The 24,554-nt window shown below is 70.1% G+C and carries 18 protein-coding genes and 1 tRNA gene; 12 read left to right on the forward strand and 7 right to left on the reverse strand.

Going from position 1 to position 24,554, the window contains the following annotated elements; translation table 11 throughout:
• Positions 1-5: 5 nt before the first annotated feature.
• Both BDK89_RS02715 and BDK89_RS02720 read right to left on the reverse strand, forming a co-directional pair.
• Positions 6-1,376, reverse strand: coding sequence for a M28 family peptidase (locus BDK89_RS02715; protein WP_133867492.1), 1,371 nt, complete (start codon positions 1,374-1,376; stop codon positions 6-8).
• Positions 1,373-2,116 (reverse strand): TetR/AcrR family transcriptional regulator, encoded by a 744-nt coding sequence (locus BDK89_RS02720; RefSeq protein WP_166657335.1) that lies wholly within the window; start codon positions 2,114-2,116, stop codon positions 1,373-1,375. The genes BDK89_RS02715 and BDK89_RS02720 overlap by 4 nt, the downstream gene beginning before the upstream one ends.
• Before the next feature lie 74 nt (positions 2,117-2,190).
• On the opposite strand from BDK89_RS02720, the gene BDK89_RS02725 reads away from it, so the two are divergent.
• The 5 genes from BDK89_RS02725 to BDK89_RS22010 all read left to right on the forward strand — a co-directional run bounded on the left by BDK89_RS02725 (position 2,191) and on the right by BDK89_RS22010 (position 10,128).
• Positions 2,191-3,681 carry a type 1 periplasmic-binding domain-containing protein gene (locus BDK89_RS02725; protein WP_133867494.1) on the forward strand — a complete coding sequence of 497 codons (1,491 nt, stop codon included), beginning with the start codon at positions 2,191-2,193 and terminating at the stop codon, positions 3,679-3,681.
• Positions 3,678-5,798, forward strand: a complete 2,121-nt coding sequence (locus BDK89_RS02730) for an ATP-binding protein (protein ID WP_166657336.1) — start codon at positions 3,678-3,680, stop codon at positions 5,796-5,798. The genes BDK89_RS02725 and BDK89_RS02730 overlap by 4 nt, the downstream gene beginning before the upstream one ends.
• Positions 5,795-8,545 (forward strand): ABC transporter permease subunit, encoded by a 2,751-nt coding sequence (locus BDK89_RS02735; protein WP_133867496.1) that lies wholly within the window; start codon positions 5,795-5,797, stop codon positions 8,543-8,545. The genes BDK89_RS02730 and BDK89_RS02735 overlap by 4 nt, the downstream gene beginning before the upstream one ends.
• 51 nt (positions 8,546-8,596) lie before the next feature.
• Entirely contained in the window at positions 8,597-9,709 is a 1,113-nt protein-coding gene (locus BDK89_RS02740) for a helix-turn-helix domain-containing protein (protein ID WP_133867497.1), read from the forward strand.
• A gap of 89 nt (positions 9,710-9,798) precedes the next feature.
• Positions 9,799-10,128: a TraR/DksA family transcriptional regulator gene (locus BDK89_RS22010; RefSeq protein WP_208293941.1), complete on the forward strand. Its 330-nt coding sequence runs from the start codon at positions 9,799-9,801 to the stop codon at positions 10,126-10,128.
• On the opposite strand, the gene BDK89_RS02750 is transcribed toward BDK89_RS22010, so the two are convergent.
• Entirely contained in the window at positions 10,129-10,980 is an 852-nt protein-coding gene (locus BDK89_RS02750) for a hypothetical protein (protein WP_133867498.1), read from the reverse strand. It abuts the gene before it with no gap.
• A gap of 276 nt (positions 10,981-11,256) precedes the next feature.
• Here BDK89_RS02750 and BDK89_RS02755 point away from each other — a divergent pair, with 276 nt between their 5' ends.
• The 3 genes from BDK89_RS02755 to BDK89_RS02765 all read left to right on the forward strand — a co-directional run bounded on the left by BDK89_RS02755 (position 11,257) and on the right by BDK89_RS02765 (position 14,801).
• The gene (locus BDK89_RS02755; RefSeq protein WP_133867499.1) at positions 11,257-12,855 is read left to right on the forward strand and encodes a LysM peptidoglycan-binding domain-containing protein; all 1,599 of its coding nucleotides are present in this window, start codon (positions 11,257-11,259) and stop codon (positions 12,853-12,855) included.
• Between the two features lie 67 nt (positions 12,856-12,922).
• A tRNA-Arg gene (locus tag BDK89_RS02760) sits at positions 12,923-12,995 on the forward strand.
• 69 nt (positions 12,996-13,064) lie between these two features.
• A complete protein-coding gene (locus BDK89_RS02765; protein ID WP_133867500.1) occupies positions 13,065-14,801 on the forward strand; it encodes a chorismate-binding protein in 1,737 nt (578 codons plus the stop codon).
• 8 nt (positions 14,802-14,809) lie between these two features.
• On the opposite strand, the gene BDK89_RS02770 is transcribed toward BDK89_RS02765, so the two are convergent.
• Positions 14,810-15,733 carry a formylglycine-generating enzyme family protein gene (locus tag BDK89_RS02770; RefSeq protein WP_133867501.1) on the reverse strand — a complete coding sequence of 308 codons (924 nt, stop codon included), beginning with the start codon at positions 15,731-15,733 and terminating at the stop codon, positions 14,810-14,812.
• A gap of 92 nt (positions 15,734-15,825) precedes the next feature.
• Here BDK89_RS02770 and modA point away from each other — a divergent pair, with 92 nt between their 5' ends.
• From modA to BDK89_RS02790, 4 genes are read left to right on the forward strand one after another with little or no spacing between them, the layout of a single operon-like run.
• Complete coding sequence (modA, locus tag BDK89_RS02775; protein WP_208293942.1) at positions 15,826-16,530, forward strand: molybdate ABC transporter substrate-binding protein; 705 nt, start codon at positions 15,826-15,828, stop codon at positions 16,528-16,530.
• Complete coding sequence (locus BDK89_RS02780; protein WP_133867502.1) at positions 16,527-17,345, forward strand: ABC transporter permease; 819 nt, start codon at positions 16,527-16,529, stop codon at positions 17,343-17,345. Before modA ends, BDK89_RS02780 begins: the two co-directional genes overlap by 4 nt.
• Complete coding sequence (locus BDK89_RS02785) at positions 17,342-18,394, forward strand: ABC transporter ATP-binding protein (RefSeq protein WP_133867503.1); 1,053 nt, start codon at positions 17,342-17,344, stop codon at positions 18,392-18,394. Before BDK89_RS02780 ends, BDK89_RS02785 begins: the two co-directional genes overlap by 4 nt.
• Positions 18,391-18,945, forward strand: coding sequence for a PadR family transcriptional regulator (locus BDK89_RS02790; protein WP_133867504.1), 555 nt, complete (start codon positions 18,391-18,393; stop codon positions 18,943-18,945). Before BDK89_RS02785 ends, BDK89_RS02790 begins: the two co-directional genes overlap by 4 nt.
• Here the strand turns inward: BDK89_RS02790 and metH are convergent.
• From metH to BDK89_RS02805, 3 genes are read right to left on the reverse strand one after another with little or no spacing between them, the layout of a single operon-like run.
• Positions 18,933-22,613 carry a methionine synthase gene (gene metH, locus BDK89_RS02795; RefSeq protein WP_133867505.1) on the reverse strand — a complete coding sequence of 1,227 codons (3,681 nt, stop codon included), beginning with the start codon at positions 22,611-22,613 and terminating at the stop codon, positions 18,933-18,935. The genes BDK89_RS02790 and metH overlap by 13 nt on opposite strands.
• 11 nt (positions 22,614-22,624) lie before the next feature.
• On the reverse strand, positions 22,625-23,452 hold the full coding sequence (locus BDK89_RS02800; protein ID WP_133867506.1) for a methylenetetrahydrofolate reductase: 828 nt from the start codon (positions 23,450-23,452) through the stop codon (positions 22,625-22,627).
• On the reverse strand, positions 23,449-24,474 hold the full coding sequence (locus tag BDK89_RS02805) for an ArsR/SmtB family transcription factor (protein WP_133867507.1): 1,026 nt from the start codon (positions 24,472-24,474) through the stop codon (positions 23,449-23,451). The genes BDK89_RS02800 and BDK89_RS02805 overlap by 4 nt, the downstream gene beginning before the upstream one ends.
• Positions 24,475-24,554: the final 80 nt, after the last annotated feature.

A 24,554-nucleotide genomic window follows, 5' to 3' on the forward strand; every position in this document is an offset into this window, starting at 1 on the left:
GTGGTTCAATCGTCGGTCGGCCAGCCGGCGACGGCGTCGAGTGTCAGCTGCAGCGCAGCCAGCGCGGTCGGCACCAGTGATGGTCGGTGCACCATGTCGATCGTGTCGGCCGGATCGAACAAGTACATCGGTGCCGCCAGCAGATTCACCATCGGGACACCGGCCGGATGGAAGAAGCCGCCATCGGTCGGCGGCATGGGCCCGAACACGTCGGGCGGCAGCACCATCGATCGGTCGAGCCGGTGCTCGTCGATCGCTCGTGCGGTCGATGCAGTCAACGCCGCGGCCTCGTCCGGGTCGGGGGCCGACACGAACCACCACCGCACCTCGGGTCGATCGGTCGGCCGGATGCCGCCGTCGCCGTCGGGTTCGGCCTCGACGGCGATGTGTTCGAGGTGGAGAGCGAACCGGACACGATCGAGATGCGGCCACGAGGCGATGAACGCTCGTGTGCCGGCGCCTTCGGACATGTGCGCGGCGGTGAGCAGGAACGCGAGCGAGATCGGTCGCTCGTCGGCGGGGATCTCCGACCAGGCCGCGGCTTGGGCGAGCACCTGTGCGATGCCGGAGCCGTCCTCCACGGCCGACGCCCACGGAGCGTCGTGGTGGCTGCCGATCACGACCCACTCGTCGTTGGTCGGCGACGGTGCCGTGGCGATCACGTTGTGGTCGACGGTCTCCCGGTGGTCGACGGTCGAACTGATCTCGACCGTCACGTCGCCCTCCTCGACGAGTTCGTCGAGGGCGGCGCCGCTGTCGCGATCGATCCAGACGGCGGGGAGCGGGCGGACGACACCGTCGTACGGGACGAAGTAGTCGGACGTCGACCACGGCGCGTCGACGACGCCGACCATCGCTCCGGCACCCGACGCCACGACGACGTCGATCTCCTTGCCGAGCGCGCTGCCGAACGGCAGCACGTGGACGTGACTCGCGAACTCGCCGGCCGGGTCGTGGCGGGCGAGGATCCCGTTCTCGAGCAGCGACGTCGGTAGCGCCGTCAGCCGCACGTGTTCGAGGGCTGCATCGTCGGGATCGAGTCGATCGTCCGACGCCCGGTTGCGCAGACGGAAGCGTGCTCGATCGGTTGCCGTGCTGAACGGCATGGTGAGCCCGTGGACTTCGAGCCGTCGACTCGGCTCGGCGGTCAGCCACGCGGTGACCATCGCCGGGCCGGGATGGGAGGTCAGCGTTCGGACCGGTTGTAGCTCGACGTCGTAGCCCATCCGGCCGAACTCGGCGGCGAGCCATTCGACGGTGCGTGCGTTCTCGTCGGTGCCGGGGCGCCGAACGCCGAGTGCGCACACCGCATCGATCCACGCGAGCTGCTGATCGGCGTCGGGCACGGCGGCGGCGAGGCGGTCGAACAGACTCATGTCGGGTCGCCGCCGTCGAACCACGTGCTGCCGGCACGATCGGCTCGGAGCGCTGCCAACGTCGGAGCGATCGCCGCCTCGAGGAACGCGACCACGTCGTCGAGCGACAACTCATGGTGTTCGTCCCACCAACGGCCGACCGACTGGACGGCACCGGCGATGAGGTGGGCGATCGCTTCGATCTCCCGGTCGCCGGGTTCGACACCGGCGTTGAGATGGCCTCGCCTCACCGATTCGGCGACGATCGCGACCTGTTGCTCCTGCAGGCGTTGGACGGCGTCATCGACGGCGCTGTGCTGGCGGGAACCGAACACCGGGCCCCAGAGCCCGGCGTGATCGCGGGCATACGAGAGGAACGCTCGGATGCCGGCGGCGAGTGGCGTGTCGGTCTCGGCCGTCGCCACGGCGATGTTCTGCGCCATCTCGGCGCTCGCCAGGTCGACCACGGCGGCGAAGAGCCCCTCCTTCGATCCGAAGAGTCCGTAGACGACGGGCTTGGTCACGCCTGCCGCGGTGGCGATGCGATCCATCGACGCACCCTCGAACCCGTCGTTGACGAAGGCGATCGCTGCGACGGTCAGGACGTGCTCGCGCCGAAGGTCGGTCGGAACCGACCGTGGTCCGAACCGTCCGACCTGGTCGTTCAGTTCGTGCGCTCGTGTCTCGAGTCGGGCGAGTCGGGTGTCGGCGGTGGCCAGGATCGTGCTCCGTGTGTCGAGCCGCTCGACCCGATTGGACAAGCGGCGTAAGTTACCGGCAGTATATTGAATCTACCGCCGGTAGTTAAAGCCGGAGCGTTTCACGAGGGGAACCCATGCAGCACGCCACCACCGCCCGAGGACGTCGTCGAGTCGCCGTCGCCGCACTCGTCGCCATCGCAGCAGCGTGCTCGACGCCCGCCGAGGACGCCGACGACACCGACGACGCCGACGTCAGTACGGATGATTCTGCTGCGACATCGGCGCCGGCCGACGACGAGGGCGAGTCGAGTCCCGACCCGACGGACGGAACGACCGCCGGCACGACGGCCGGCACCACGACCGACACGACGGCAGACACGGCGACATCGGGCGACGGGACGGGCGACACGCCGGCGACCTCGGCGCCCGCCGACGACGAGCCGGCCGGACCGGCAACGCTCGACCCGGTCACCGTTGCGGTGATGTACCCCGACCTCTCGGTCGCAGCACAGTTCGGATTCGCCGAGGAGATCGGAGACTTCACGCCGGTGTTCGAGGCGTTCGCCGCCGACGCGAACGAGCGAGGCGGCATCGCCGGACATCCGATCGAGCTGGAGATGGTCGAGTTCGACCTGCTCGTCGACGGCGACGCCGTCAGCGCCTGCCTCACGGCCACCCAGGATCTCGACGCCTTCGTCGTGATCGGCCTCGGCGGCGTCTACGGCGACCCGGTCGTGTGCGTCGCCGAGCAGAACGAGACGCTCCTGCTCCAGGACGACGGCTCGCCCGCCGAGTTCTACGAACGTGCCGACGGTCGCCTGTTCAGCCTCACGCCGAACAAGGCCGAGTCGCAGGTGGCCATCGTCGACGCGTTCGCCGACGAACTCGCCGCCGCACCGTTCGCCGTGTTCGCGACCCTCGACACCGGCGGCGACTACGACACGATGCAGGAGTACCTGCTCCCCGCGCTCGACGGGGCCGGACTCGAACCCGCCGTGGTGGTCGTGATCGACAGCGACACCGACGTCGCCGCCAGCCAGATCCCGATCGAGGTCGAGGAGATCCGTGCCGCAGGGGTCGAGAACGTCATCGCGACGCCCGGCTTCTTCTCGACGGCTGCGTTCGCGCAGGCCCTCGACGCCGGAGGCGTCGACGTCCGCTGGATCGGCAGCGACGCCGGCGGCTTCGCGAGCGATCTCTACGCCAGCCAGATGCCGCCGGCGCAGATGGACGGGGCCCTGGCCATCACGACCCGAACCGTCGGTTGGCGTGCAGCGGGGCTCGACGAACCCGCGAGCCGACTCGACTGCCGAGAGCGTGCCGCCGAGCTCGTGCCCGACGGTGACTTCTCGACCGAGTCGATCGACGTCGCCGCAGCGGTCCCGGCGTGCAACTTCGTCGACCTGCTGGTGCTCGCCGGTCAGGGCGTCGACGGCGACCTGACCACCGAGTCGCTCGCGACGGCCATCCACGGCCTCGCCGAGCTCGAGCTGGTGGAACGCGGCCCGTCCGGCTTCGGCATCGACAAGTTCACCGCCGCCGACGAAGCCCGCACGATCGAATGGTCGGCCGACTGCGAGTGCTGGACCGCGATCAGCGACTTCGAACCGCTGTTCGCCGAATGACCGCCACCGACGAACCCGGTACCGACGACCGCCAGGCCGTCGCCGACGAGCCGCCGTCGACCGCCCTGGGCCCGCGCGCGGCCGTCAAGGCCGGCGGTGTCGGAACCGTGGCGATCCTGAGCGGTCTGGCCACGGTGGACGAGCTCGACAACGCGCTGCTCGGCATCTTCGCACCCGAGATCCAGGACGCGCTCGGGATCAGCACGACCGGGCTGGCGGCCATCGGGACGGCCTCCGGTGCCGTCTTCGTTGCCGGCGCGATCCCGATCGCCCGACTCGCCGATCGCACGAACCGCAGCGTGATCGCCGTGGTGGCCACGGTGATCTGGAGCGCCTCACTTGCGCTGCTCGGCTTCGTTCAGAACGTGTTCCAGTTCGTGCTCAGTCGCGTGGTGACCGGACTCGGCAAGTCGAACACACTCCCGATCCACGGTTCGATCCTCGCCGACGCATATCCCGAGGAGGCCCGAGGGTCGGTGTACGCGATCCACGGCGCCTCCGGCCCGTTCGGCCGAGTCCTCGGCCCGCTCACGGTCGCGCTCCTCACCATCGTGATCACCGGCGACGACGCCTGGCGAACGATCGCGCTGATCGCCGCGATCCCCCCGTTCGTCATGGCGGGTGTCGCCGCGGTCTGGTTGCGCGAGCCCAAGCGTGGTGCTCACGAACGCGAGCGCGTCCTGGGCTCGGCGGCGGCTCTCGACACCGACGAACAACCGATCGCGATGTCGCTCGCCTTCGAGCGAATCCGACGCATCGCCACCTTCGACCGGATCGCGACCGGCATCGGTGTCATCGGGTTCACCATCTTCAGCGTTCCGATCTTCGTCAGCCTCGTGCTCGAAGACCACTTCGGGCTGAGCGCCGGGGAACGCGGCGTGATCGGCACGGTCGGGGCCGTCGTGTCGCTCGTCGCCGTACCCGTCGGAGCGACCATCGGCGGCAAGATCTACGCCCGCGACCCGGCCCTGCTGCTCCGGATCATGGGCGTCTCCGTCGTGGTCACCAGCGCACTGCTGTCGATCGCGGTGTTCATGCCCAACGCCGTGCTCTACACGATCGTGGCGTCCGCCGGCGGCGCGATCAGTTCAGCGGCGTTCGTCACGTTGTTCGTCATCGTGTCGTCGATCGTGCCCGCGAACCTTCGCGCCCAGGGCTTCTCGCTCATCGGTGTGTACGTGTTCCTGATCGGCGGATTCTTCGGTTCGATCGTCGCCGGCATCGTGGCCGACTCGATCGGGACCCGGCCGGCGATCCCGGTCGTCCTGCTGCCCGCGGCCATCGTCGGCGGCGTGCTCATCGCGAGCGCAGGACGCACCGTCCACGCCGACATGCAACGAGTGAGCGACGACCTGATCGAGGCTGCCTCGGAGCAGGAGCGACGGGCTCGCACCGGTGAGCACCCCGTGCTGCAGGTCAAGGACCTCCACGTCTCGATCGGCACGGTCCCCATCCTCCACGGCATCGATCTGGAGGTGAACGACGGAGAGATCCTCGCCATCGTCGGGACGAACGGATCGGGCAAGTCGACGCTGCTGCGCTCGATCTCCGGCCTGCAGAGCGCCGAGCGAGGCGTGATCCGCTTCGGCCCCACCGACATCACCCTGCAGTCGGCTCACGCACGGACCCGGGCCGGCATCGTCCAACTCGCCGGAGGTCGCTCGAGCTTCGGCCCGTTGACGGTTCGCGAGAATTTCGAGGTCGGCGGTCTGCACCTCGACGACGAGGTCCGACGCCGGCGCGTCGACGAGGCGCTCGAACTGTTCCCCGAACTCGATCGACTCCTCGACCAACGCGCCGACCGGCTGTCGGGAGGTGAGCAGCAGATGCTCGGCTTGGCGAGAGCGCTGCTCCTCGATCCCGATCTGTTGCTGATCGACGAGCTCTCCCTGGGCCTGGCGCCGGTGGTCGTCGGCCGCCTCGTCGGCACCCTCGACCGGATCCGAGCCGACGGCACCGCGATCGTCATCGTCGAACAGTCGCTCAACGTCGCCGCCGCAACCGCAGACCGCGTCGTGTTCCTCGATCGTGGTCGCGTGCTGTTCGACGGTGCGGGCGACGACCTCCTCGCTCGACCGGATCTCGCCCGCGCCGTCTTCCTGGGAGGCGGCGCGTGAGTGTCGACCTCGTCACGATCGGCCTGATCACCGGGACGACCTACGGCCTGCTCGGCATCGGCCTCGCCCTCATCTACCGGCTCGACCGGATCCTCAACCTCGCCCATGGCGAGATCGGCGCCTTCGGAGCGGCAGTCGTCGCGGTGCTCTCGATCCGGTACGGCTGGCCGTTCATCCCCGCGCTCGTCGTCGGCGTGCTCGGCGGAGCCGTCCTGGGTGGCCTGACCGAACTGGTCGTCATCAAGCGGCTCGGTGATCGTTCTGCCGTCGTCGTGATGGTGGCGACCCTCGGGGCAGGCCAACTGGCGTCACTCCTGCGGGTATCGCTGCCGGGCGTCGAGATGTTCGCCCCGTTCCCCACCCTCACGACGTCGACGTTCGCCATCGGCTCGCTCGAGTTGACCGGCGCCGAACTGGGGGCGCTCGTGTTCGCGCCGACGATCGCTCTGGCGGTCTGGTACGTCCTTGCTCGCACCACCGCCGGGGCAGTGGTGCGAGCGACATCGGCGAATCCGGAGGCGACTCGCCTCGCCGGCGTCAACGCGGCGGCCGTGTCGACGGTGGTGTGGGTCGCCGCCGGCGCGCTCGCCGCATTGGCGGCCACCGTCGCCATCCCGCTGCGGGGTGGGACGGCGGTGTCGATCGCCACGATCGGGCCGGGACTGCTGCTGCGCGGCTTCGCCGCGGCGGCGTTCGGGCGATTCCGGTCGGTCCCGATGACGCTCGTCGGCGGGCTCGTGCTCGGCGTCGTGGAAGCGTTGGTCATCCGGTGGTCGTCCGACCCGGGCGCCGCGAACCTCGTGGTGTTCCTCATGGTGATCGTCGGCCTGGCGACGCTCCCTCGTGACGCGAACAGCGACCCGGTGCGTCCCACCGAGACGGCGCGTGCCTGGAGCGACTGGCCGTCGACGTGGCGAGTGCGAGCGGTCCGGTACGGGCCGCCGCTGTGCGGCGCCGCAGCACTCGTCGCGGCCCCGTACGTCGTGACCTCCGCCGGCAACACGTTCCAGCTCGCCCGCCTGGCGACGTTGGTGCTCGTCGTCGTGTCGGTCACCGTCCTCGCCGGGTGGTCGGGCCAGGTGTCCCTCGCCCAGTACGCACTGGCCGGGATCGGTGCGATCGTCTCGGCGCGGGTCGTCGAGGAGGGGTCGTCGTGGGAGGTGTCGCTGATCGCCGGTGTCGTCGTCGCGGCCGCCACCGCCGGGCTGGTCGCGCTGCCGACGTCCCGGCTGAACGGATCGATGCTCGCGATCGCCACTCTCGGACTGTCGGTGTTGGCCCCGGCCTGGCTCTTCCGGTTGGGCGTGACGGGTGAGTCGCTGGTGTTCGAAGTTCCCCGCGTCGACTTCGGATTGTTCGAGCTGCGTCCTCAGCGTGCCTACTACTTCTTCGTGCTGACCGTCGGCGCCGTGGTGCTCGTCGCGATCCGGGCGCTCGGCGCCCGAGCGACCGGTCGGCGTTGGCGAGCGGTTCGTGACAACGACCGCGCGGCCGCTGCGATGGGTGTCAGCCCGTGGCGGGCGCGGGTGTCGGCCTTCGTCGTCACCGGCGCACTCGCCGGACTGGCAGGTGGCCTGCTGGGTGGCCTGCTCGTCAACTTCCGTCGGGGTGAGTTCGCCGCCGAGGACTCGATCGAGGTGGTGGTCATGGCGGTGATCGGTGGGCTGGGGTCGATCGGAGGTGCGGTACTCGGCGTGCTGTACGTGGGTGCGCTCCCGGCATTCTTCTCCGACCTCCAGAGCTTGCAGCTGCTCGTGAGCGGCGTCGGCCTGCTGGTGCTCCTGCTCTACTTCCCGGACGGGCTCGTGTCGGTCGTGCGTCGCGTCCAGCAGCTCGCGGCCGGCCCGCCACTCCCGTCGGCCACCGGCGGTCGGGACGACTCGGTGGAGCTCGTCGTGCACGACACCGGCACCGACGACACCGTCGACACCGGCACCGTCGGCGATCACGCCGGCCGGGGGAGCGAGGTGGCGATCGAGGTGACCGACGTGGCGGTGGAGTTCGGTGGGTCGCGGGCCGTCGATGCAGTGAGCCTCACGATCGAGCGCGGGTCGATCGTCGGCCTGATCGGTCCGAACGGTGCGGGGAAGTCGACGCTGCTCAACACCATCAGCGGTTTCCAGCCGGCCGACGGGCAGTTCGTGATCGATGGCGTCGACGTCACGAGGTGGAGCGCCGACCGCAGGGCACGGGCCGGACTCGGCCGGACCTTCCAGGACGCCCGGCTGTTCCCTCAGATGACGCTTCGGGACACCGTCGCCGTCGCTGCCGCCGGACGGGAACGGTCGAGCGTCCTGCTCGACGGTCTGCTCCCGCCGCGCGCCCGGCGCTCCGAACGTCGCATCGCCGAGCGAACCGACGCCGCCATCGCGCTCACCGGACTGTCCGGCTACGCCGACCGCCCGTGTTCGGTGCTCAGCACCGGCACCCGTCGATTGGTCGAGATGGCGTGCCTGGTCGCCGGAGGGGGTCGGGTCCTCCTGCTGGACGAGCCGACCGCCGGGCTGGCACAGCGTGAGGTCGAAGCGTTCCCGGTTCTGCTCCGGTCGCTGCGCGACCGCCTCGACGCGACCATCGTCATCGTCGAGCACGATGTCGCGATGTTGGCGCAGGTGTGCGATCGTCTGGTCTGTCTCGAACTCGGGCGCGTGATCGCCGACGGAACGCCCGACGACGTTCGCCACGACCCGGCGGTCGTCGAGTCGTACCTCGGCACCGACGCCGTCGCCGTCGATCGATCCGGATGAAACTCTGCTGTTGAAGTCGGACTTCGACAACAGCGTCGCTAACGTGCCGTCATGCGGGATTACGGCACGGGCTTCGACACCATCGACGCGGCGCTCGGCGGTCTGATCACCGGCGACAACGTCGTGTGGCTCACCGACGACGAGCAGCTCTACCGGCGGCTCGTCGCCGGTTTCGTGGGCGCAGCGGGCACCTCCGGTCTGGTCGTCGACTTCGGCGGCGGCCCGGCCGGCGAGGCGCCGGTGACCGTGCTCGACGCCGGCCCGACGAGCCCGTATCGCACGGCGGTGCCCCTGGCGGACGAACTGGAACGACGTGTGCGGGCCGAGCAGCCCGACTACCTGATCATCGACGGGCTCGGCCGGGTCGTTCGTCGCTGGGGGGTCGAGGCGGTCTCCGCCTTCTTCGCCCGGGTCTGCCCGGCGATGCTCGACGCCGGGGTCACGGCGTACTGGAGCATCGACTCGATGCTCGGGCGCGCCTTCAGCGATCACGTCCGCCAGATCACCCAGTGCCTGCTCGACGTGCGCGGCGGACGTCTCCGTGTGCTCAAGGCCGAGGGGCGATCCGAGTCGCTCCAGGACATCACCTACCAGCTCCGTCTCGACGACGACGGCGGCGTGATCGTCGACTCACCGCCCGCCGGCGGCCGACTGGCTCGCGGCCTCCACGCCGTCCGGCAACAGTTCGGACTCACCCAGCAAGAACTCGCGACCGTCGCCGGGGTCACGCCGAGCGCGATCTCCCAGGCCGAGAGCGGCGCTCGCGGATTGTCGCTCGACACCGTCATCACCATCGCCGACCGGCTCGAGATCACGACCGACCGGATCCTCTCGGCCGGCACGAGCCGCTCGTACACGCTCGCCCGCCACGATCGCTCTCGCCGCCTGGCGAACACCTCGGTGACGGCGCTCGCGTCGGACTCGACCGTCGGGTTGCGGTCGTACCTGATCGAGCTCGCACCCGGTGAGGAGAGCTCGCCGCCGTTCGACCACCGGGGTGTGGCGATGATCGCCCCGCTCCGCGGACTGATCCAGGTGGTGCTGGCCGACGACCGCCCCGTCGTGCGGTCGGGTGACGTGCTCATGGTCGAGCGGGGCGGCGTGCGCGCCTGGCGCAACCTCCGGGTGCAACCCGCGCGATTCCACTGGATCCTGCGCGACTGAGTACAGCGGCGCTGACGCGCCGGGCAGCCTACGGCCGAGCGGGCCTAGCGTCCTCGTGCAACCCGTCCACACGCATGGGAGCTCCGCCGATGACCGATCACACCACAGCACTGCCCGACCTCGACCTCGTCTCGGTCGAACGGCGACTGCGCGGCCAACTGGAACGGACCGAAGGACAGCTCGTCGAGCTGGAGGGGGCGTTGTCGGACATGTTGCGGGCCCACGACTCGATCCAGGAGGACGAGGACGACATGCGGCGCGTCGTCGATGCCGTGCGCAGCGACATGCGCCAGACCGCCCGTGCGCTCGAACGGATCGAGCGGGGCCGCTACGGACGGTGCGTCACGTGTGGCTCGGCGATCCGACCGGAGCGGCTCGAGGCCATTCCGACCGCCGACCACTGCACGGCCTGCGCCTGATCAGTCGAGCAGGTCGTCGAGCCGGGCGGCGGCGTCCGATGCCGCCTCCGCCGCCTCGTCGGCCGCGCGCTCGGCGTCGGCAGCGCGGGTTTCGTGTTCGGCGAGTTCGCTGCGCGCCTGCTCGAGGACCCGCTCGGCATCGCGTACTGCGGCTTCCGCGGCCTCGACGGCCGCAACCGCACGATCGCGTCGCTCGGCGGCTCGTCGAGCGGCGGTCGCAGCGACCTGCGCGTCCTTCTCGGCCGAGCGGGCTGCACGCGTGGCGGCGTCGATCGCCTTCCGACGGGCCGCATCGTCGTCGGCGTTCGGAGCGCCGGTGTCGCCGGATTCGCCGGTGTCGCTCGTGACGCCGGGTTCGCTCGTGTCGTCGGTGACGACGACGCCGGCGAGCTCGTCACCGATCCCGAGCACGCCGGCCCGGAGGAGTTCGAGACCGACCGGGTCGGCGCCGATCTGAGCGAGCCGGGCCGTGACGCCGGCAAGGTCGGCCTTGCGCCCGAATCCCACCAGCGCGGTGTCGGCGACCTTCGCAAGGCGTGCCTGGGCCGCACGGACCGTGCGGAGGGCATCGGCGAGCGAGGCAGTCCGGCGCCCCTCGGCGTCGGCCTGCTGGATGCGTCGGGCCGCCCGCGCTGCGTCGACGAACTCGGCGACCGGCTCGGGCTCTGCAGCCGCCGTCCGGTTGAGCGCCCCGTCGATCCACGAAGGGCGTCGGAGACCGGCGATCGTCGCCGCGTCGTCGCGCCGGTCATCGCGCTTCAGCGCCTTCACGAGCTCGGTGCGGGCAGCCACGAACTCGTCGGGTGCCGTCGCGAACAGCGCACGAACGTGGTCGTCGAGGCCCTCGTCCATCCGCGGGACCGTAGCCTCGGTGGGGTCGAGCCCGGCGTGACCGTGCCCGTTGAGTCGGCGTGCGGTCCGTCGTAGAGCGACGAATGTGACGGCCCGTGTGACGGACGGCGCGACCGCCCTCGCGACGCCGCAGACCCCGTGATTTCGGGGTTCTGGAGCGTTACACAGCTGTCATTTGATTGCGGATCCATGTCGCTGATGTTGCGGTTTCATGACGAACCGACTAGACCTGTTCCGAGTCAGGGCCGCCCCCGCCGGCCCGGAACGGTCTGTCCCATGCGAGATTCCACGTCATTGTTCGATCATCAGGAAGACAGCGCCGACGACCTCACCCGCGAGTTCTGGGGTGACAAGTCGGCCTGGGTGTCCGACGAGCGTCGCCGCTCGAGCGGTCGGACGATGCAGATCCGGCCCGCCGACGACGGGCGCGACGAGTATCGGCTCGACCACACGCCGACCTCGATGCGAGCCGTCCGCGAGGGCATCGCCGCCTTCAAGCCGAAGCGCCGGATGCGCGACGACTCGACCGGCCCGGTGCAGCGCACCCGTCAGCACGGCGTCGTCACCGGAGCCACCCCGGCGCCCGTCGACGACCCGGCACCACGGTCGCCACGTCGGCCGTCCGCCGAGACGATGGCGCACTCCGACGCGTCGATCGCCGACCTCGGCGCCGGCCGCTACGACTACGACGACCACGCCTACGACCTGTCCGACCTCGACGAGCCGATCCCGGCCCGCCGCAGCGCCGCAGCGCCGGTCGCCCACGCGTCGGCGCGCGACGCCGCCGACCGACGCATCGAGCGTGACGACGACCTGGTGGCACTGACCCCGGTCAGCTTCGGCGACCGCTTCGGTCTGGCCACGGTCGATCCCGCCGTGATCCGAGTCGGGATCGTGCTGCTGGTGCTCGTGCTGGCGTTGCCGATCGCACTCGCCATGCGTGGCGACGACGCCTCCGGTTCCGAACTGCCCGGCGACACCGTTCCGGCTGCCCCGCAGAGCGTGAGCGCGACGGGCGCCCAGCCCGATGCCGCCGAGAACGCCACTCCGACCCCGACCGCCGAGGCGACGCCCGCAGCGGCGCCCGCCGACACCGCAGCCTCCTCCGAGTCGACCGGCGAATCGACCGATGCGGCCGGTGTCACCGAATCGGCCGAACCGACGACTGGCGACGCCGCATCGCCGGCAGCACCGCAGCAGGTCGCCGCCGCCCGAACGGCCCAGGCCGACGAACCGGTCGAGGCCGCTGTCGCAACCGACGAACCCGCCGTCGTCGACGAGCCCGCCGAACGCATCACGCCCGACTGCTCGCTCAACTACACCGCTGGCGCCGGCGACTCGTGGTATCGCATCGCCGACGAGGCGGGCACCACGCCCGCCGACCTGCTCGCCCAGAACATGGCGTCGCTCGACACCGTGATCCTGCCGGGCGACGAGATCTGCCTGCCCGCCGGCTCGACCGTGCCGACCGCGCCGACCACGACGGTCGCCCCGACGACGACCGAGGCGCCGACGACCACCGCCGCACCGACGACGACGCAGGCCCCGACCACAACGGCTGCTCCCACGACCACCGTCGCCCCGAGCGAGACCTACTCGCCCGCCGAAGTGCAGGCCCTGATCCGCGAGACCTGGCCCGAAGACCAGCACGAGAAGGCCTTGCAGGTCGCCTGGCGCGAGAGCAACTACATCGAGACCGCCGACAACGGCTGGTGCTGCGTGGGCGTGTTCCAGATCTACTGGACGGTGCACCAGAGCTGGCTCGACGACTACGGCATCTATACCCGCGACGACCTCAAGAACGCTCGCAAGAACATCGCCGCCGCCTATGCGCTCTATCAGAGCTCGGGCGGCTGGGGTCCCTGGGGCGGCTGAGCCTCCACGCGATCGCGAACAACGGGGTTCGCTTTCGCCGACGAGGGCTCTACACTGTCCGAGCCCAGCGCCCGTAGCTCAACGGATAGAGCATCTGACTACGGATCAGAAGGTTTGGGGTTCGAATCCCTACGGGCGCGCAGCGGAAGGTCCCACCCAACCGGGTGGGACCTTCGACGTTTTCGACTCCGACCGCCGAACTGCCGCCCATGATCCGACTCGACGATCTCTCCACCGAACCCGGTGCCTGGCAGTTCGACGATCCCGTCGCGACGGGTCGGGCCGACACGGTCGATCGGGTTCGTGCGGTCCTCGCCGCCGCCGACGAGCGAGCACGCCGTCACGACGAATGGGTCGTGGTGGTCATGGCCTACGAGGCCGCGCCCGCGTTCGACCCGGCCATGCGCACGGCGCCGGCCCCACCCGACGGGATCCCGTACGTGTGGTGGGAGTCGTTCGCCGAGCGGCGTGCGGCCGAACCGTTGTCGGCCGCCGACGCTCGACCCGGTCCGCCCGAGCGCCGACCGAGCCGGTGGCCGTACACCGACGCCGTCGAGTTCGTTCGCTCCCACATCGAAGTCGGCGACGTGTACCAGGTCAACATCACCGACCGGTTCGACGGCGGCTACGTCGGCTCGCCACTCGACGTCTACCAGGCGCTCGTCGCGGCGCAGAGCGGCGCGTTCGGTGCCTACGTCGAGATGGGCGACCGGATTGTCGCGTCGGCGTCACCCGAGTTGTTCTTCCGGTGGGACGGCGACGTCGTGACGTGCCGCCCGATGAAGGGCACCGCGGCGCGCCGCCCACGCCCGGACGACGACCGTGCTGCAGCCGAGGTGCTGCGCGCCTCGGCCAAGGAGCAGGCGGAGAACGTGATGATCGTCGACCTGTTGCGCAACGACCTCGGGCGGCTCGCCACCGTCGGATCGGTCGCCGTGCCGAGCCTGTTCGACATCGAGCGCTACGAGACCGTCTGGCAGATGACGTCGACGATCACCGCCGAGATGCCCGACTACGTCGGCCTGCTCGACGTGTTCGAGGCGCTGTTCCCGTGCGGCTCGGTCACCGGCGCCCCCAAGATCTCGGCGATGCAGACGATCCGGGAGGCCGAGCTCGATCCGCGCGGCGTGTACTGCGGCGCGATCGGCGTGCTGGCGCCGCCGTCCGAGCCGACTCGAGCCGTGTTCTCCGTCCCGATCCGAACGGCGGTGATCGATCCGTCGAATCGCACCTACGAATACGGGGCCGGTGGCGGCATCACCTGGTCGTCCGACCCGGCCGCCGAAGATCGTGAGGTCGAGGCCAAGGCCCGCGTGCTCACGACGTCGCTGCGGCGCGACGGCACGTCGCTGTTCGAGACGCTCCGCAACGACCGGCACGGTGTCCAGCACGTCGCCCTGCACGCCGACCGGATGGCGGCTTCGGCCGACTGGTTCGGCCTCCCCTTCGATCGGGCGCTGTTCGGTCGCCGTCTGGCCGCCGTGCCGCCGGCGCCACAGGTCGAGCGGGTGCGGGTGACCCTGCACCCCGACGGCGAGCTGGCGGTCGAGGTGCTGCCGCTCGACGATGCGCCCGACGTGGTCCGACTGGCGATCGACACCGAGGTGACCAGATCGGATGATCCGTTCTGCTGCCACAAGACGACGATGCGCGACCACTACGACGCCGCCCGATCCCGTCGTCCGGATGCCGACGACGTCGTGTTGGTGAACCAGCACGGCAACGCGATCGAGACGACGATCGCCAACGTCGCGTATCTGATCGACGACCGCTGGTGGTGCCCACCGCTCGACGACGGCGGGCTCGCCGGCGTCGCCCGGCATCTGGCGGTCGAATCGGGCCGTCTCGCCGAGCGGTCGATCGCCGCCGCCGATCTCGTCGAGTGCGCCGAGGTCGCAGTGCTCAACGATCTCCGCGGCTGGCGCCGCGCCACGATCGTCGACTGACCGTCCGGTCAGGTGACGACGCGGAAGCCGATGTTGCCGGCCGAGCTGTCCGGGCTGTTCCCGCTGCGGGCGTCGACCCGATATCGGTTGCAGTAGCTGTCGTGGCACAGGTACGAGCCGCCGCGCATCACTCGTGCCTGGCCGGCGTCGGGACCGGTCGGGTTCGCGCTCGGTGATCGTTGGTAGTAGCCGGGATCGAACCAGTCGCTGCACCACTCCCACACGTTGCCGGTTACCTCGTACAGCCCGAGACCGTTCGGTTCGAACGAGCGGACCGGGCAGGTGCCGGCGAATCCGTCGGCTTCGGTATTGCTCGCCGGGAACGTTCCCTGGAACACGTTCATGCGGTGCTCGCCGTTCGGCTCGAGCTCGTCGCCCCACGGGTAGGTACGACCGTCGTGGCCGCCGCGAGCGGCGCGCTCCCACTCTGCCTCGGTGGGGAGCCGTCCTCCGGCCCACGAGCAGAACGCGACGGCGTCGTTCCAGCTGACGTGGACGACCGGATGGTCGGCCCGTGCGGCGATGTCGCTCTGCGGGCCCTCGGGATGGCGCCACTGCGCACCGATCACCTCGCGCCACCAGGGCGCGGCGGCCACGCCGCGCGTGGGCGGAAAGTCGTCGGGGAGCAGCCCGGCGAACACGAAGGAGTTGCCGAACCGTTCGGCCTCGGTGACGTAGCCGGTGTCGTCGGCGAACGCAGCGAACTGTGCGTTCGTGACGGTCGTGACACCGATCGAGTAGGCGTCGAGTTCGACCTCGTGCCGGGGACCTTCGCCGTCGGCCGGGTAGCCGACCCCTCCGTCGTTCCCCATCAGGAAGCTGCCGGCCGGAACGGCGGCGAGATCGCCTGCCGACCCGGTTCCGGAGAACGACGACGCTCCGCTGTCGCCCTCGGCCGACTCGTCCCGCGATGGACCACAACACGCACTCACGCCGCCATTGTCACCGCGATCGGTGGGTGGAGCAAAGAGCACCGTGCCGATGGGCTGCTCCGAACTAGTCACTCGGTGACTAGTGTGGCTCCGTGCGGCTCCTGGCCTTGTCGATGGTGCTCCCGCTCGTAGCGTGTGGCGGCCCGACGGACGACGACGTGGTGGTGTTCGCTGCCTCGTCGCTGACCGACGCGTTCGACGACATCGCCGATGCCTACACCAGCAGCACGGGGGAGTCGGTAGTGATCAGCGCCGCGGGGTCGTCCGACCTGGCCGCACAGATCGACGAAGGTGCACCGGCCGACGTCTTCGCCTCGGCCGACGTCGCCACGATGGACCGGATCGACGGCGTCGACGGTGCGGCACGGATCTTTGCCACCAACCGCGCCGAGATCGTGGTCGAACCGGGCAATCCCCACGGCATCGTCACGCTCGGCGACCTCGCCGACCCCGAGTTGCTCGTCGTCGTCTGTGCCGAGCAGGTCCCGTGCGGCGCCTACACGACCGAAGTCCTCGACCGTGCCGGTATCGACCTCACTCCCGTGTCGTTCGAGTCGAACGTTCGGGCGGTCCTGACCAAGGTCGAACTCGGTGAGGCCGACGCCGGTGTCGTGTACGCGACCGACATCGCAGCCGCCGCCGAGCGGGTCGACGGTGTGGCGATCGCCGATGAGTTCAACGTCGAGGCCGAGTACCCGATCGTTGCGCTCGGCGAGTCAGGAGAGGCGTTCGTCGACTTCGTCGTCGGCGACGAGGCGCAACGGATCCTGCGCGAGCACGGGTTCGGCGCGCCATGAGCCGAGACCGCCGACGCGTCGCAGAGGAGCGCCTGCCGCTGCCGGTCCTCGCGCTCGCCGTCGTCGCCGTCGCATTCTTCGTGCTCCCGCTCGTCGGACTCCTGTGGCGCGTGCCGTGGAGCGAGATCGGCGACGTGATCACGCGCCGGTCAGTGATCGACGCGCTGTGGCTGTCGCTGCAGACCTCGCTGGCCGCGACCGTGCTGTCGGTCGTGTTCGGCGTGCCGCTCGCCTGGCTGCTGGCCCGCGTCGAGTTCCGAGGCCGCGGACTCGTACGGGCCGTCTCGACCTTGTCGATGGTCCTGCCGCCGGTCGTCGCCGGCGTCGCGCTGTTCGCCTCGTTCGGTCGTCGCGGGTTGTTCGGCCAGTACCTCGACGAGTGGTTCGGCATCCGTCTGCCGTTCACCACCGCCGGCGTCGTGGTCGCCCAGACGTTCGTCGCGATGCCGTTCCTCGTCCTCACCGTCGAGTCGGCCATCCGCCAGTTCGACCCGCGTGTCGAAGACGCCGCCCGGACGCTCGGCGCCGGCCGCTGGTACGTCTTCTCACGGGTGACCCTGCCCGGCATCCGGCCGGCCCTGGTCGCCGGCGCCGTCCTGGCGTGGGCTCGCGCACTCGGCGAGTTCGGAGCGACGATCACGTTCGCCGGCAACTTCCCGGGCACGACCCGCACCATGCCGCTCGCCACGTTCCTGGCACTCGAGACCGATCCCGGTGAGGCGATCGTCATCGCCCTGGTGCTCGTCGCCGTGAGCCTCGCCGTCCTGGTCGGGTTGCGCGACCGGTGGCTCGGCGGCACCCGGGGGTTGTCGTGAGCCTGTCGGCCGAGATCGGCGTCACCGTCGGCGGGTTCGAGCTCGACCTCGACCTGGAGGTGGCTGACGGGGAGCTGCTGGCCGTGCTCGGGCCCAACGGGTCCGGCAAGACCACGCTCCTGCGAGCCCTCGCCGGGCTCGTCCCGCTCGACGAGGGACACATCGTCGTCGACGGAGTCCTGCTCGACGATCCGGGCGCCGGGGTCTTCGTGCCACCGGAGCAGCGACCCATCGGCGTCGTCTTCCAGCAGTACCTGTTGTTCGAGCACCTGTCGGCGCGCGACAACGTGGCCTTCGGCCTGCGGGCACGAGGCGTCAAGAAGGGGCCGGCGCGTGCCGAGGCTGCGCGGCGCCTGGCGTCGGTCGGGCTGGCCGACCGCGGCGACGCCCGGCCCGCCGAGCTGTCGGGCGGCCAGGCACAGCGTGTCGCCCTCGCCCGCGCACTCGCGAACGATCCGCGCCTGCTCCTGCTCGACGAACCGCTCGCTGCGCTCGACGTCGCGACGCGCCGTCAGGTTCGTCGAGACCTGCGGCATCAGCTGGGAGGTTTCGGCGGCGTCAGGATCGTCGTGACCCACGATCCCGTCGACGCCTACGCCCTCGCCGACCGTGTCGCCATCGTCGACGGCGGATCGATCGTGCAGTCGGGCACCGTGGCCGAGATCACGGCTCACCCGCGATCTCGGTACGTCGCCGAACTCGTCGGCACGAACCTCATCGAAGGCCGACTCGACCGCTCGGTGCTCGTCACCCTGGACGGCGTCGAGGTCGCCGTCGTCGCCGACTTCGACGGGCCGGCGTTCGCGATCGTGCGGCCGCAGTCGATCACGCTCGCCCGCGTCGCTGCCGACACCAGCGCCCGGAACACGTTCGACGGCGTCGTCGACGACGTCGACCGGATCGGCGACCGGGTGCGGGTGGGGATCGCCGGCCCGCTCCACCTCACTGCCGAGATCACCGTCGGGGCGCTCGACAGCCTCGGCCTCCGTCCGGGCGATGCGGTCAGCGCCTCGTTGAAGGCGACCGACATCGAGATCTATCCGGCATGAGCACCGAACCGCTGCTCGGTGAATGGGCGTGCCTGGGAGTGCTCTACGACCAGCCCGCTCACGGGTGGGCGGTCGCCCGCGAACTGCGGCCCGACGGACCCGTCGGGCGGGTGTGGTCGCTCTCGCGTCCGCTCACCTACCGGTCGATCGACCGCCTGGCCGAGCGCCGCTGGATCGAGCCGAGGGCCGAGGAGACGGGCGGGGGTGGGCCGACCCGCACGATCATGGCGGCCACACGAGCGGGGCGGGCCCGGTTCCGATCGTGGCTTCGCACCCCGGTGCCCCACCTGCGCGACCTGCGCAGCGAGCTGCTCCTCAAGCTCGTCTTCGCCGAGCGACTCGACATCGACGTGACCGCGATGGTGCAGGATCAACGCATCGTCGTCGACGAACTCGCCGAGGCGCTCGATGCCGCCGACGACGCCGACGTCGTCACCCTCTGGCGAGCCGAATCAGCCGCCGCCGCCCAACGCTTCCTCGCACAGATGGGGTCGGATACGTTTCGTCGGGACCGACGAAACGTATCCGACCCCATGACTCAGGGGCGGTAGGCGAGGGTGCTGGCGAGGAGGCGTTCGGCGTCGGCGAGGGTGATGCCCTTGCGGTCGGCGTAGTCGGCGACCTGGTCGCGCTGGAGGCGACCGACGGCGAAGTAGTGGCTGTCGGGGTGGGCGAAGTACAGGCCCGACACCGACGAACCCGGGGTCATGGCGTACGACTCCGTCAGCGACACGCCGGAGAGCCGCTCGGCGTCGAGCAGTTCGAAGATGGTGTCCTTCTCGGAGTGGTCGGGCTGCGCCGGGTAGCCGGGGGCCGGACGGATGCCGCGGTACGGCTCACCGATCAGCTCCTGCGGTGCGAACGACTCGTCGGGGGCGTAGCCCCACAGCTCGCGACGCACCTTCTGATGGACGAACTCGGCCAATGCCTCCGCGATGCGGTCGGCAACGGCCTTGACCATGATCGCCGAGTAGTCATCGCCGGCGACCTCGAAGCGTTCGGCGATCGCGATCTCCTCCGGCCCGGCCGTCACGACGAAGCCGCCGATGTGGTCGGTGACCCCGGCGTCGGCCGGCGCCACGAAATCGCCGAACGCGATGTTCGGCTTGTTGTCGCGGCGCTGGAGCTGCTGTCGCAACCCGTGGAGACGTCGCCCGACGGTGGGCAGCACGATGTCGTCACCCTCGCCGTACGCCTCCCAGAACCCGACGGCGGCGCGGACACCGAACCAGTCTTCGGCGACGGCCTGGTCGAGCATGCGGCGGGCGTCGTCGAACAGGGGAGCGGCGGCCTCGGCGGTGCGCTCGTCGGTGAGCACGCCGGGGTACTGCGCCCGGATGCCCCAGGCGTGGAAGAACGGGGTCCAGTCGATGTAGTCGACGAGTTCGGCGACCGAGAGCCCCTCGACCGCACGGGCACCGGTGAACGTCGGCGCCACGACCGACGACGAGTCGAACGTGTACGACGGGGCGTTGCGTCGTGCCTCGCCGATCGACAGCCGACGCCGCTCGACCTCGGCCCGCTCATGGGCCTCGATGACGCGCCGGTACTCGGCGTCGAGGTCGCCGAGGAACGTCTGGCGTGCCTCGTCGTTGCCGAGCAACTTCGAGATCACCCCGGCGGCACGTGATGCGTCGGGGACGTAGACGACGGGCGCCTGCTCGTACGCAGGCGTGACCTTGAGCGCCGTGTGGATCCGGCTCGTCGTGGCGCCGCCGATGAGCAGCGGCGTCGTCATGCCACGACGCGCCATCTCGCTCGCCACGTTCACCATCTCGTCGAGCGACGGTGTGATGAGGCCCGACAGGCCGACGATCTGTGCGTTGTGTTCTTCGGCGGCGTCGAGGATCGTGTGGGCGGGCACCATCACGCCGAGATCGACGACGTGGTAGTTGGCGCACTCGAGCACGACCCGGACGATGTTCTTGCCGATGTCGTGCACGTCGCCCTTGACGGTGGCGACGACCACGGTCGCCTTCGACGACGGTCCGGCGTTGGCCTCGCGTTCGGCCTCCAGGTACGGGGTGAGGTACGCGACGGCCTGCTTCATCACGCGGGCCGACTTCACGACCTGGGGGAGGAACATCTTGCCGGAGCCGAACAGGTCGCCGACGACGTTCATGCCGTCCATCAGCGGACCCTCGATCACCGACACCGGTGAGCCGAGTCGGGTGCGGGCCTCCTCGACGTCGCCGTCGATGAAGTCGGTGATGCCGTTGACGAGGGCGTGTTCGAGCCGCTTGTCGACGTCCCACGAACGCCACTCGGCAGCGGCGACGTCGACGGTCTCGCTCCCGTCACTCGCGAACTTCGTGGCCGCTTCGAGCAGCCGTTCGCCGGCGTCGGGTCGGCGGGCGAGGATCACGTCGTCGCACAGCTCGCGCAGCTCGGGATCGATCTGTTCGTACACGGCGAGCTGACCGGCGTTCACGATGCCCATCCGCATCCCGGCGTCGATCGCGTGGAACAGGAACGCCGAGTGCATCGCCTCGCGAACCGGTTCGTTGCCGCGGAACGCGAACGACAGGTTCGACACACCACCCGAGATGTTGGTCTGCGGGAAGCGGCGCCGGATCTCACGCGTCGCCTCGATGAAGTCGATCGCGTAGCGGTCGTGGTCGGCGATGCCGGTGGCCACGGCGAACACGTTCGGGTCGAAGATGATGTCGGTCGGCGGGAAGTCGAGCTCGGTGGTGAGCAGTTCGTACGCCCGGCTGCAGATGTCGACCCGTCGGTCGTACGTGTCGGCCTGCCCGTCCTCGTCGAACGCCATCACGACGACGGCGGCGCCATGATCGCGGCACACCCGTGCCTGGGCGAGGAACGGCTCGACGCCTTCCTTCAGAGAGATCGAGTTGACGATCGACTTGCCCTGGACACACTCGAGTCCGGCCTCGATCACCTCGAACTTCGACGAGTCGATCATCACCGGGACACGGGCGATGTCGGGCTCGGCGGCGACGAGGTTCAAGAACCGGGTCATCGTCTCGACGCCGTCGAGCAGGCCGTCGTCCATGTTGACGTCGATGATCTGGGCGCCGTTCTCGACCTGCTGGCGGGCGACGTCGAGCGCGGTGTCGAAGTCGCCTTCCTTGATGAGACGACGGAAGCGGGCCGAGCCGGTGATGTTCGTCCGCTCACCGACGTTCACGAACGGGATGTCGGAGCTGAGCGTGAACGGTTCGAGGCCCGACAGGCGCAGCTGCTGCGGCGCGTCGGCCGGAACTCGCGGCGCGGCTCCGGCGATCTGGTCACGGATCGCCGCGATGTGCTCGGGCGTCGTGCCGCAACAACCACCGACGATGTTGACGATGCCGTCACGTGCGAACTCGCCGAGGATGCGGGCCGTCGTCTCGGGCGCCTCGTCGTACTGGCCGAGCTCGTTGGGCAGCCCGGCGTTGGGGTACGCGATCACGAGCGTGTCGGCCAATCCCGACAGCTCCTGCACGTACGGCCGCAGGTCGGCGCCGCCGAGCGAGCAGTTCAGTCCGACGGCGAACGGGTCGGCGTGTCGTACCGACTGCCAGAACGCGCCGGCGGTCTGGCCCGACAGGGTGCGGCCCGAACGGTCGGTGATCGTGCCGGAGATCAGCATCGGCACGTGCTTGCCTGTGTCGGCCTCGAGGCGGCGGGCGGCCCAGATGGCGGCCTTGGCGGTGAGGGTGTCGAACACCGTCTCGACGAGCAGCACGTCGACGCCGCCGTCGATGAGAGCCTCGATCTGTCCGCGATAGGCCTCGGCCAGGTGGCGGAACGACAGTGCCCGGTAGCCCGGGTCGTCGACCCGAGGCGACATCGACAGGGTGACGTTGGTCGGCCCGATCGCGCCGGCGACCCAGCGGGGCTGTCCGGTCGCGGTCGCCGCGGCATCGGCGGCTTCGCGGGCGATCGACGCCGCTGCCAGGTTGAGGTCGGCGATGAGCGCCGGGTCGTCGAGGCCGTACTCGCGTTGCGCGACCGTGGTGCCCGAGAAGGTGTTGGTGGTGAGGATGTCGGCGCCCACCTCGAGGTACGAGTCGTGCAACCGGCGCACGACGTCGGGGGCCGAGAGGGCGAGCAGGTCGTTGTTGCCGGCGAGCGACTGCGACAGGTCGGCGAACCGACCGCCGCGCAGGTCGGCCTCGGTGATGCCCATCCGCTGCAGTTCGCTGCCGGAGGCGCCGTCGAGCAGGAGGATCCGCTCGGCGGCGGCGTCGTGGAGGGAGGTCGGGTTCGTCATGCTGGGTCCAGTCAGAGCTGCTCGGTCACGGCGCGAGCGAGCGGAGCCCGGTTGAGGGTGTAGAGGTGGACGTGCCGCACGCCGTGTTCGCGGAGGCGTGCGATCTGCTGGGCGGCGAACTCGGCGCCGACCTTGGCGGTGGTGTCGGGGTCGTCGTCGAGGCCGGCGAAGCGCTCGGCGACCTCGGCCGGCATCGACGCCCCGCACCGAGCGGCGAAACGTGCGACGGCGGGGAACGAGTGGATCGGGAAGATGCCCGGAGCGATGTCGATGTCGATACCGGCCGATCGAACCCGGTCGATCCAGCGGATCGTGGCCTCGGTGTCGAAGCACATCTGGGTGATCGCCCGGTCGGCGCCGGCGGCCGCCTTCTCGGCGAGGATCGCCATGTCGTGGTCGTCGGACGGCGACTGCGGGTGCTTCTCCGGGTAGCCCGACACCGAGATGTGCTCGATGCCGCGCGCCTTGGCGGCGGCGACGAGTTCGGCGGTCGAGGTGTAGCCGTCGGGGTGCGGTGCGTACGGCGCATCGATGCCCTCGGGCGGATCGCCGCGGAGCGCCACCACGTGGGAGACGCCGAGCGACAGGTAGCGGTCGATGACGTCGTCGAGGTCGGCTCGTGACTGACCGACGCAGGTGAGGTGCGCCGCCATCGTCGAGCCCTGCCGGGCGACGGTCGAGATCGTCTCGAACGACCGGTCGCGGCTGGATCCGCCGGCGCCGTAGGTGATCGACACGAACGACGGCCGGAGCTGTTCGAGTTCGGCGACCGCCTCGGCGAGTTGGACGAGGCCGGCATCGGTCTTCGGTGGGAAGACCTCGAAGCTGAAGGTGGTCATCGGAGCGCTCCCTCGGGGACGGCGTCGGTCGGGGAATCGGTGGTCGGTGCGGCCGCCCGGTCGTGGGCGAGCCACAGCGTCACGACGAGACGCTCGTCGTCGGGGTTCGTCGCACCGTGCTGCGGCTCGATCCGGCACGGCTCGTCGGGGCGCAGGCCGCTCTGCTCGAGCCAGCCCACGATCGTGTCGTCGCGGAACCCGAGTCGGCGGTGGGCGTGATCGGTACGAAGGAACTCGAGTGCATGCGGCGCGAAGTCGACGATCAGAAGCCTGCCGCCGGGGTTCAGGAGCCGGCGTGCCTCGTGCACGGCGCGGGCCGGATCGTGCAGGAAGTGGAGCACCTGATGGACGACCACGAGATCGAAGCCCGGCTCGACCGGTGGGCTGTACACGTCGCCCTGGCGCAGGTCGACCCCGTGGACCTCGGCCCGCTCGAGGTTGGCTCGGGCGACGCCGAGCATCGAGTGGCTGTTGTCGAGGCCGATGGCTCGCACGTCGAGCCGGTCGCCGATGAGGAGCTGGAGCATGCGGCCGGTGCCGGTGCCCATGTCGAGCACCGAGTGGTACGGCCGTTCGGCGAGCGCCTCGACGATCGCCGCCTCGACGACATCGTCGGGCGCGTGCAGTGACCGTTCCTCGTCCCAACGCTCGGCGATGGCGGCGAAGTACTCCTGGGCGGTGGCGGCGCGCTGGTTGCGGACGAGCGCCAGGCGGTCGAGATCGGCGGCGAGCACCGGGTCGTCGGGGTCGACGGTGTCGATCGCAGCGCCGACCACGTCGGCGATCGGGCCGGTGGTGACCAGATCGAAGAACGCCCACGTGCCCTCTCGGTGCTTCTCGACCACGCCCGCCTCGGTGAGCAACTTGAGGTGCCGGGAGATGCGGGGTTGCGACTGACCGAGGATGTCGGTCAGGTCGGAGACGGTGAGTTCGCCGTGGTGGAGGAGGAGCGCGATGCGGAAGCGGGTGTCTTCTCCGATCGCCCGCAGCACGTCGATGGTCGTCTTGGCCGCCAATGCCATTCGAGCAATATATAAAGATATCTACATGTCCGCAAGCCAACTCGCCGGGTCGGGTGTCGCAGGGGACGGGGAGGCGCAGC

Origin of the sequence: Ilumatobacter fluminis, assembly GCF_004364865.1 — a bacterium.
GTDB classification, from domain to species: Bacteria; Actinomycetota; Acidimicrobiia; order Acidimicrobiales; family Ilumatobacteraceae; genus Ilumatobacter; species Ilumatobacter fluminis.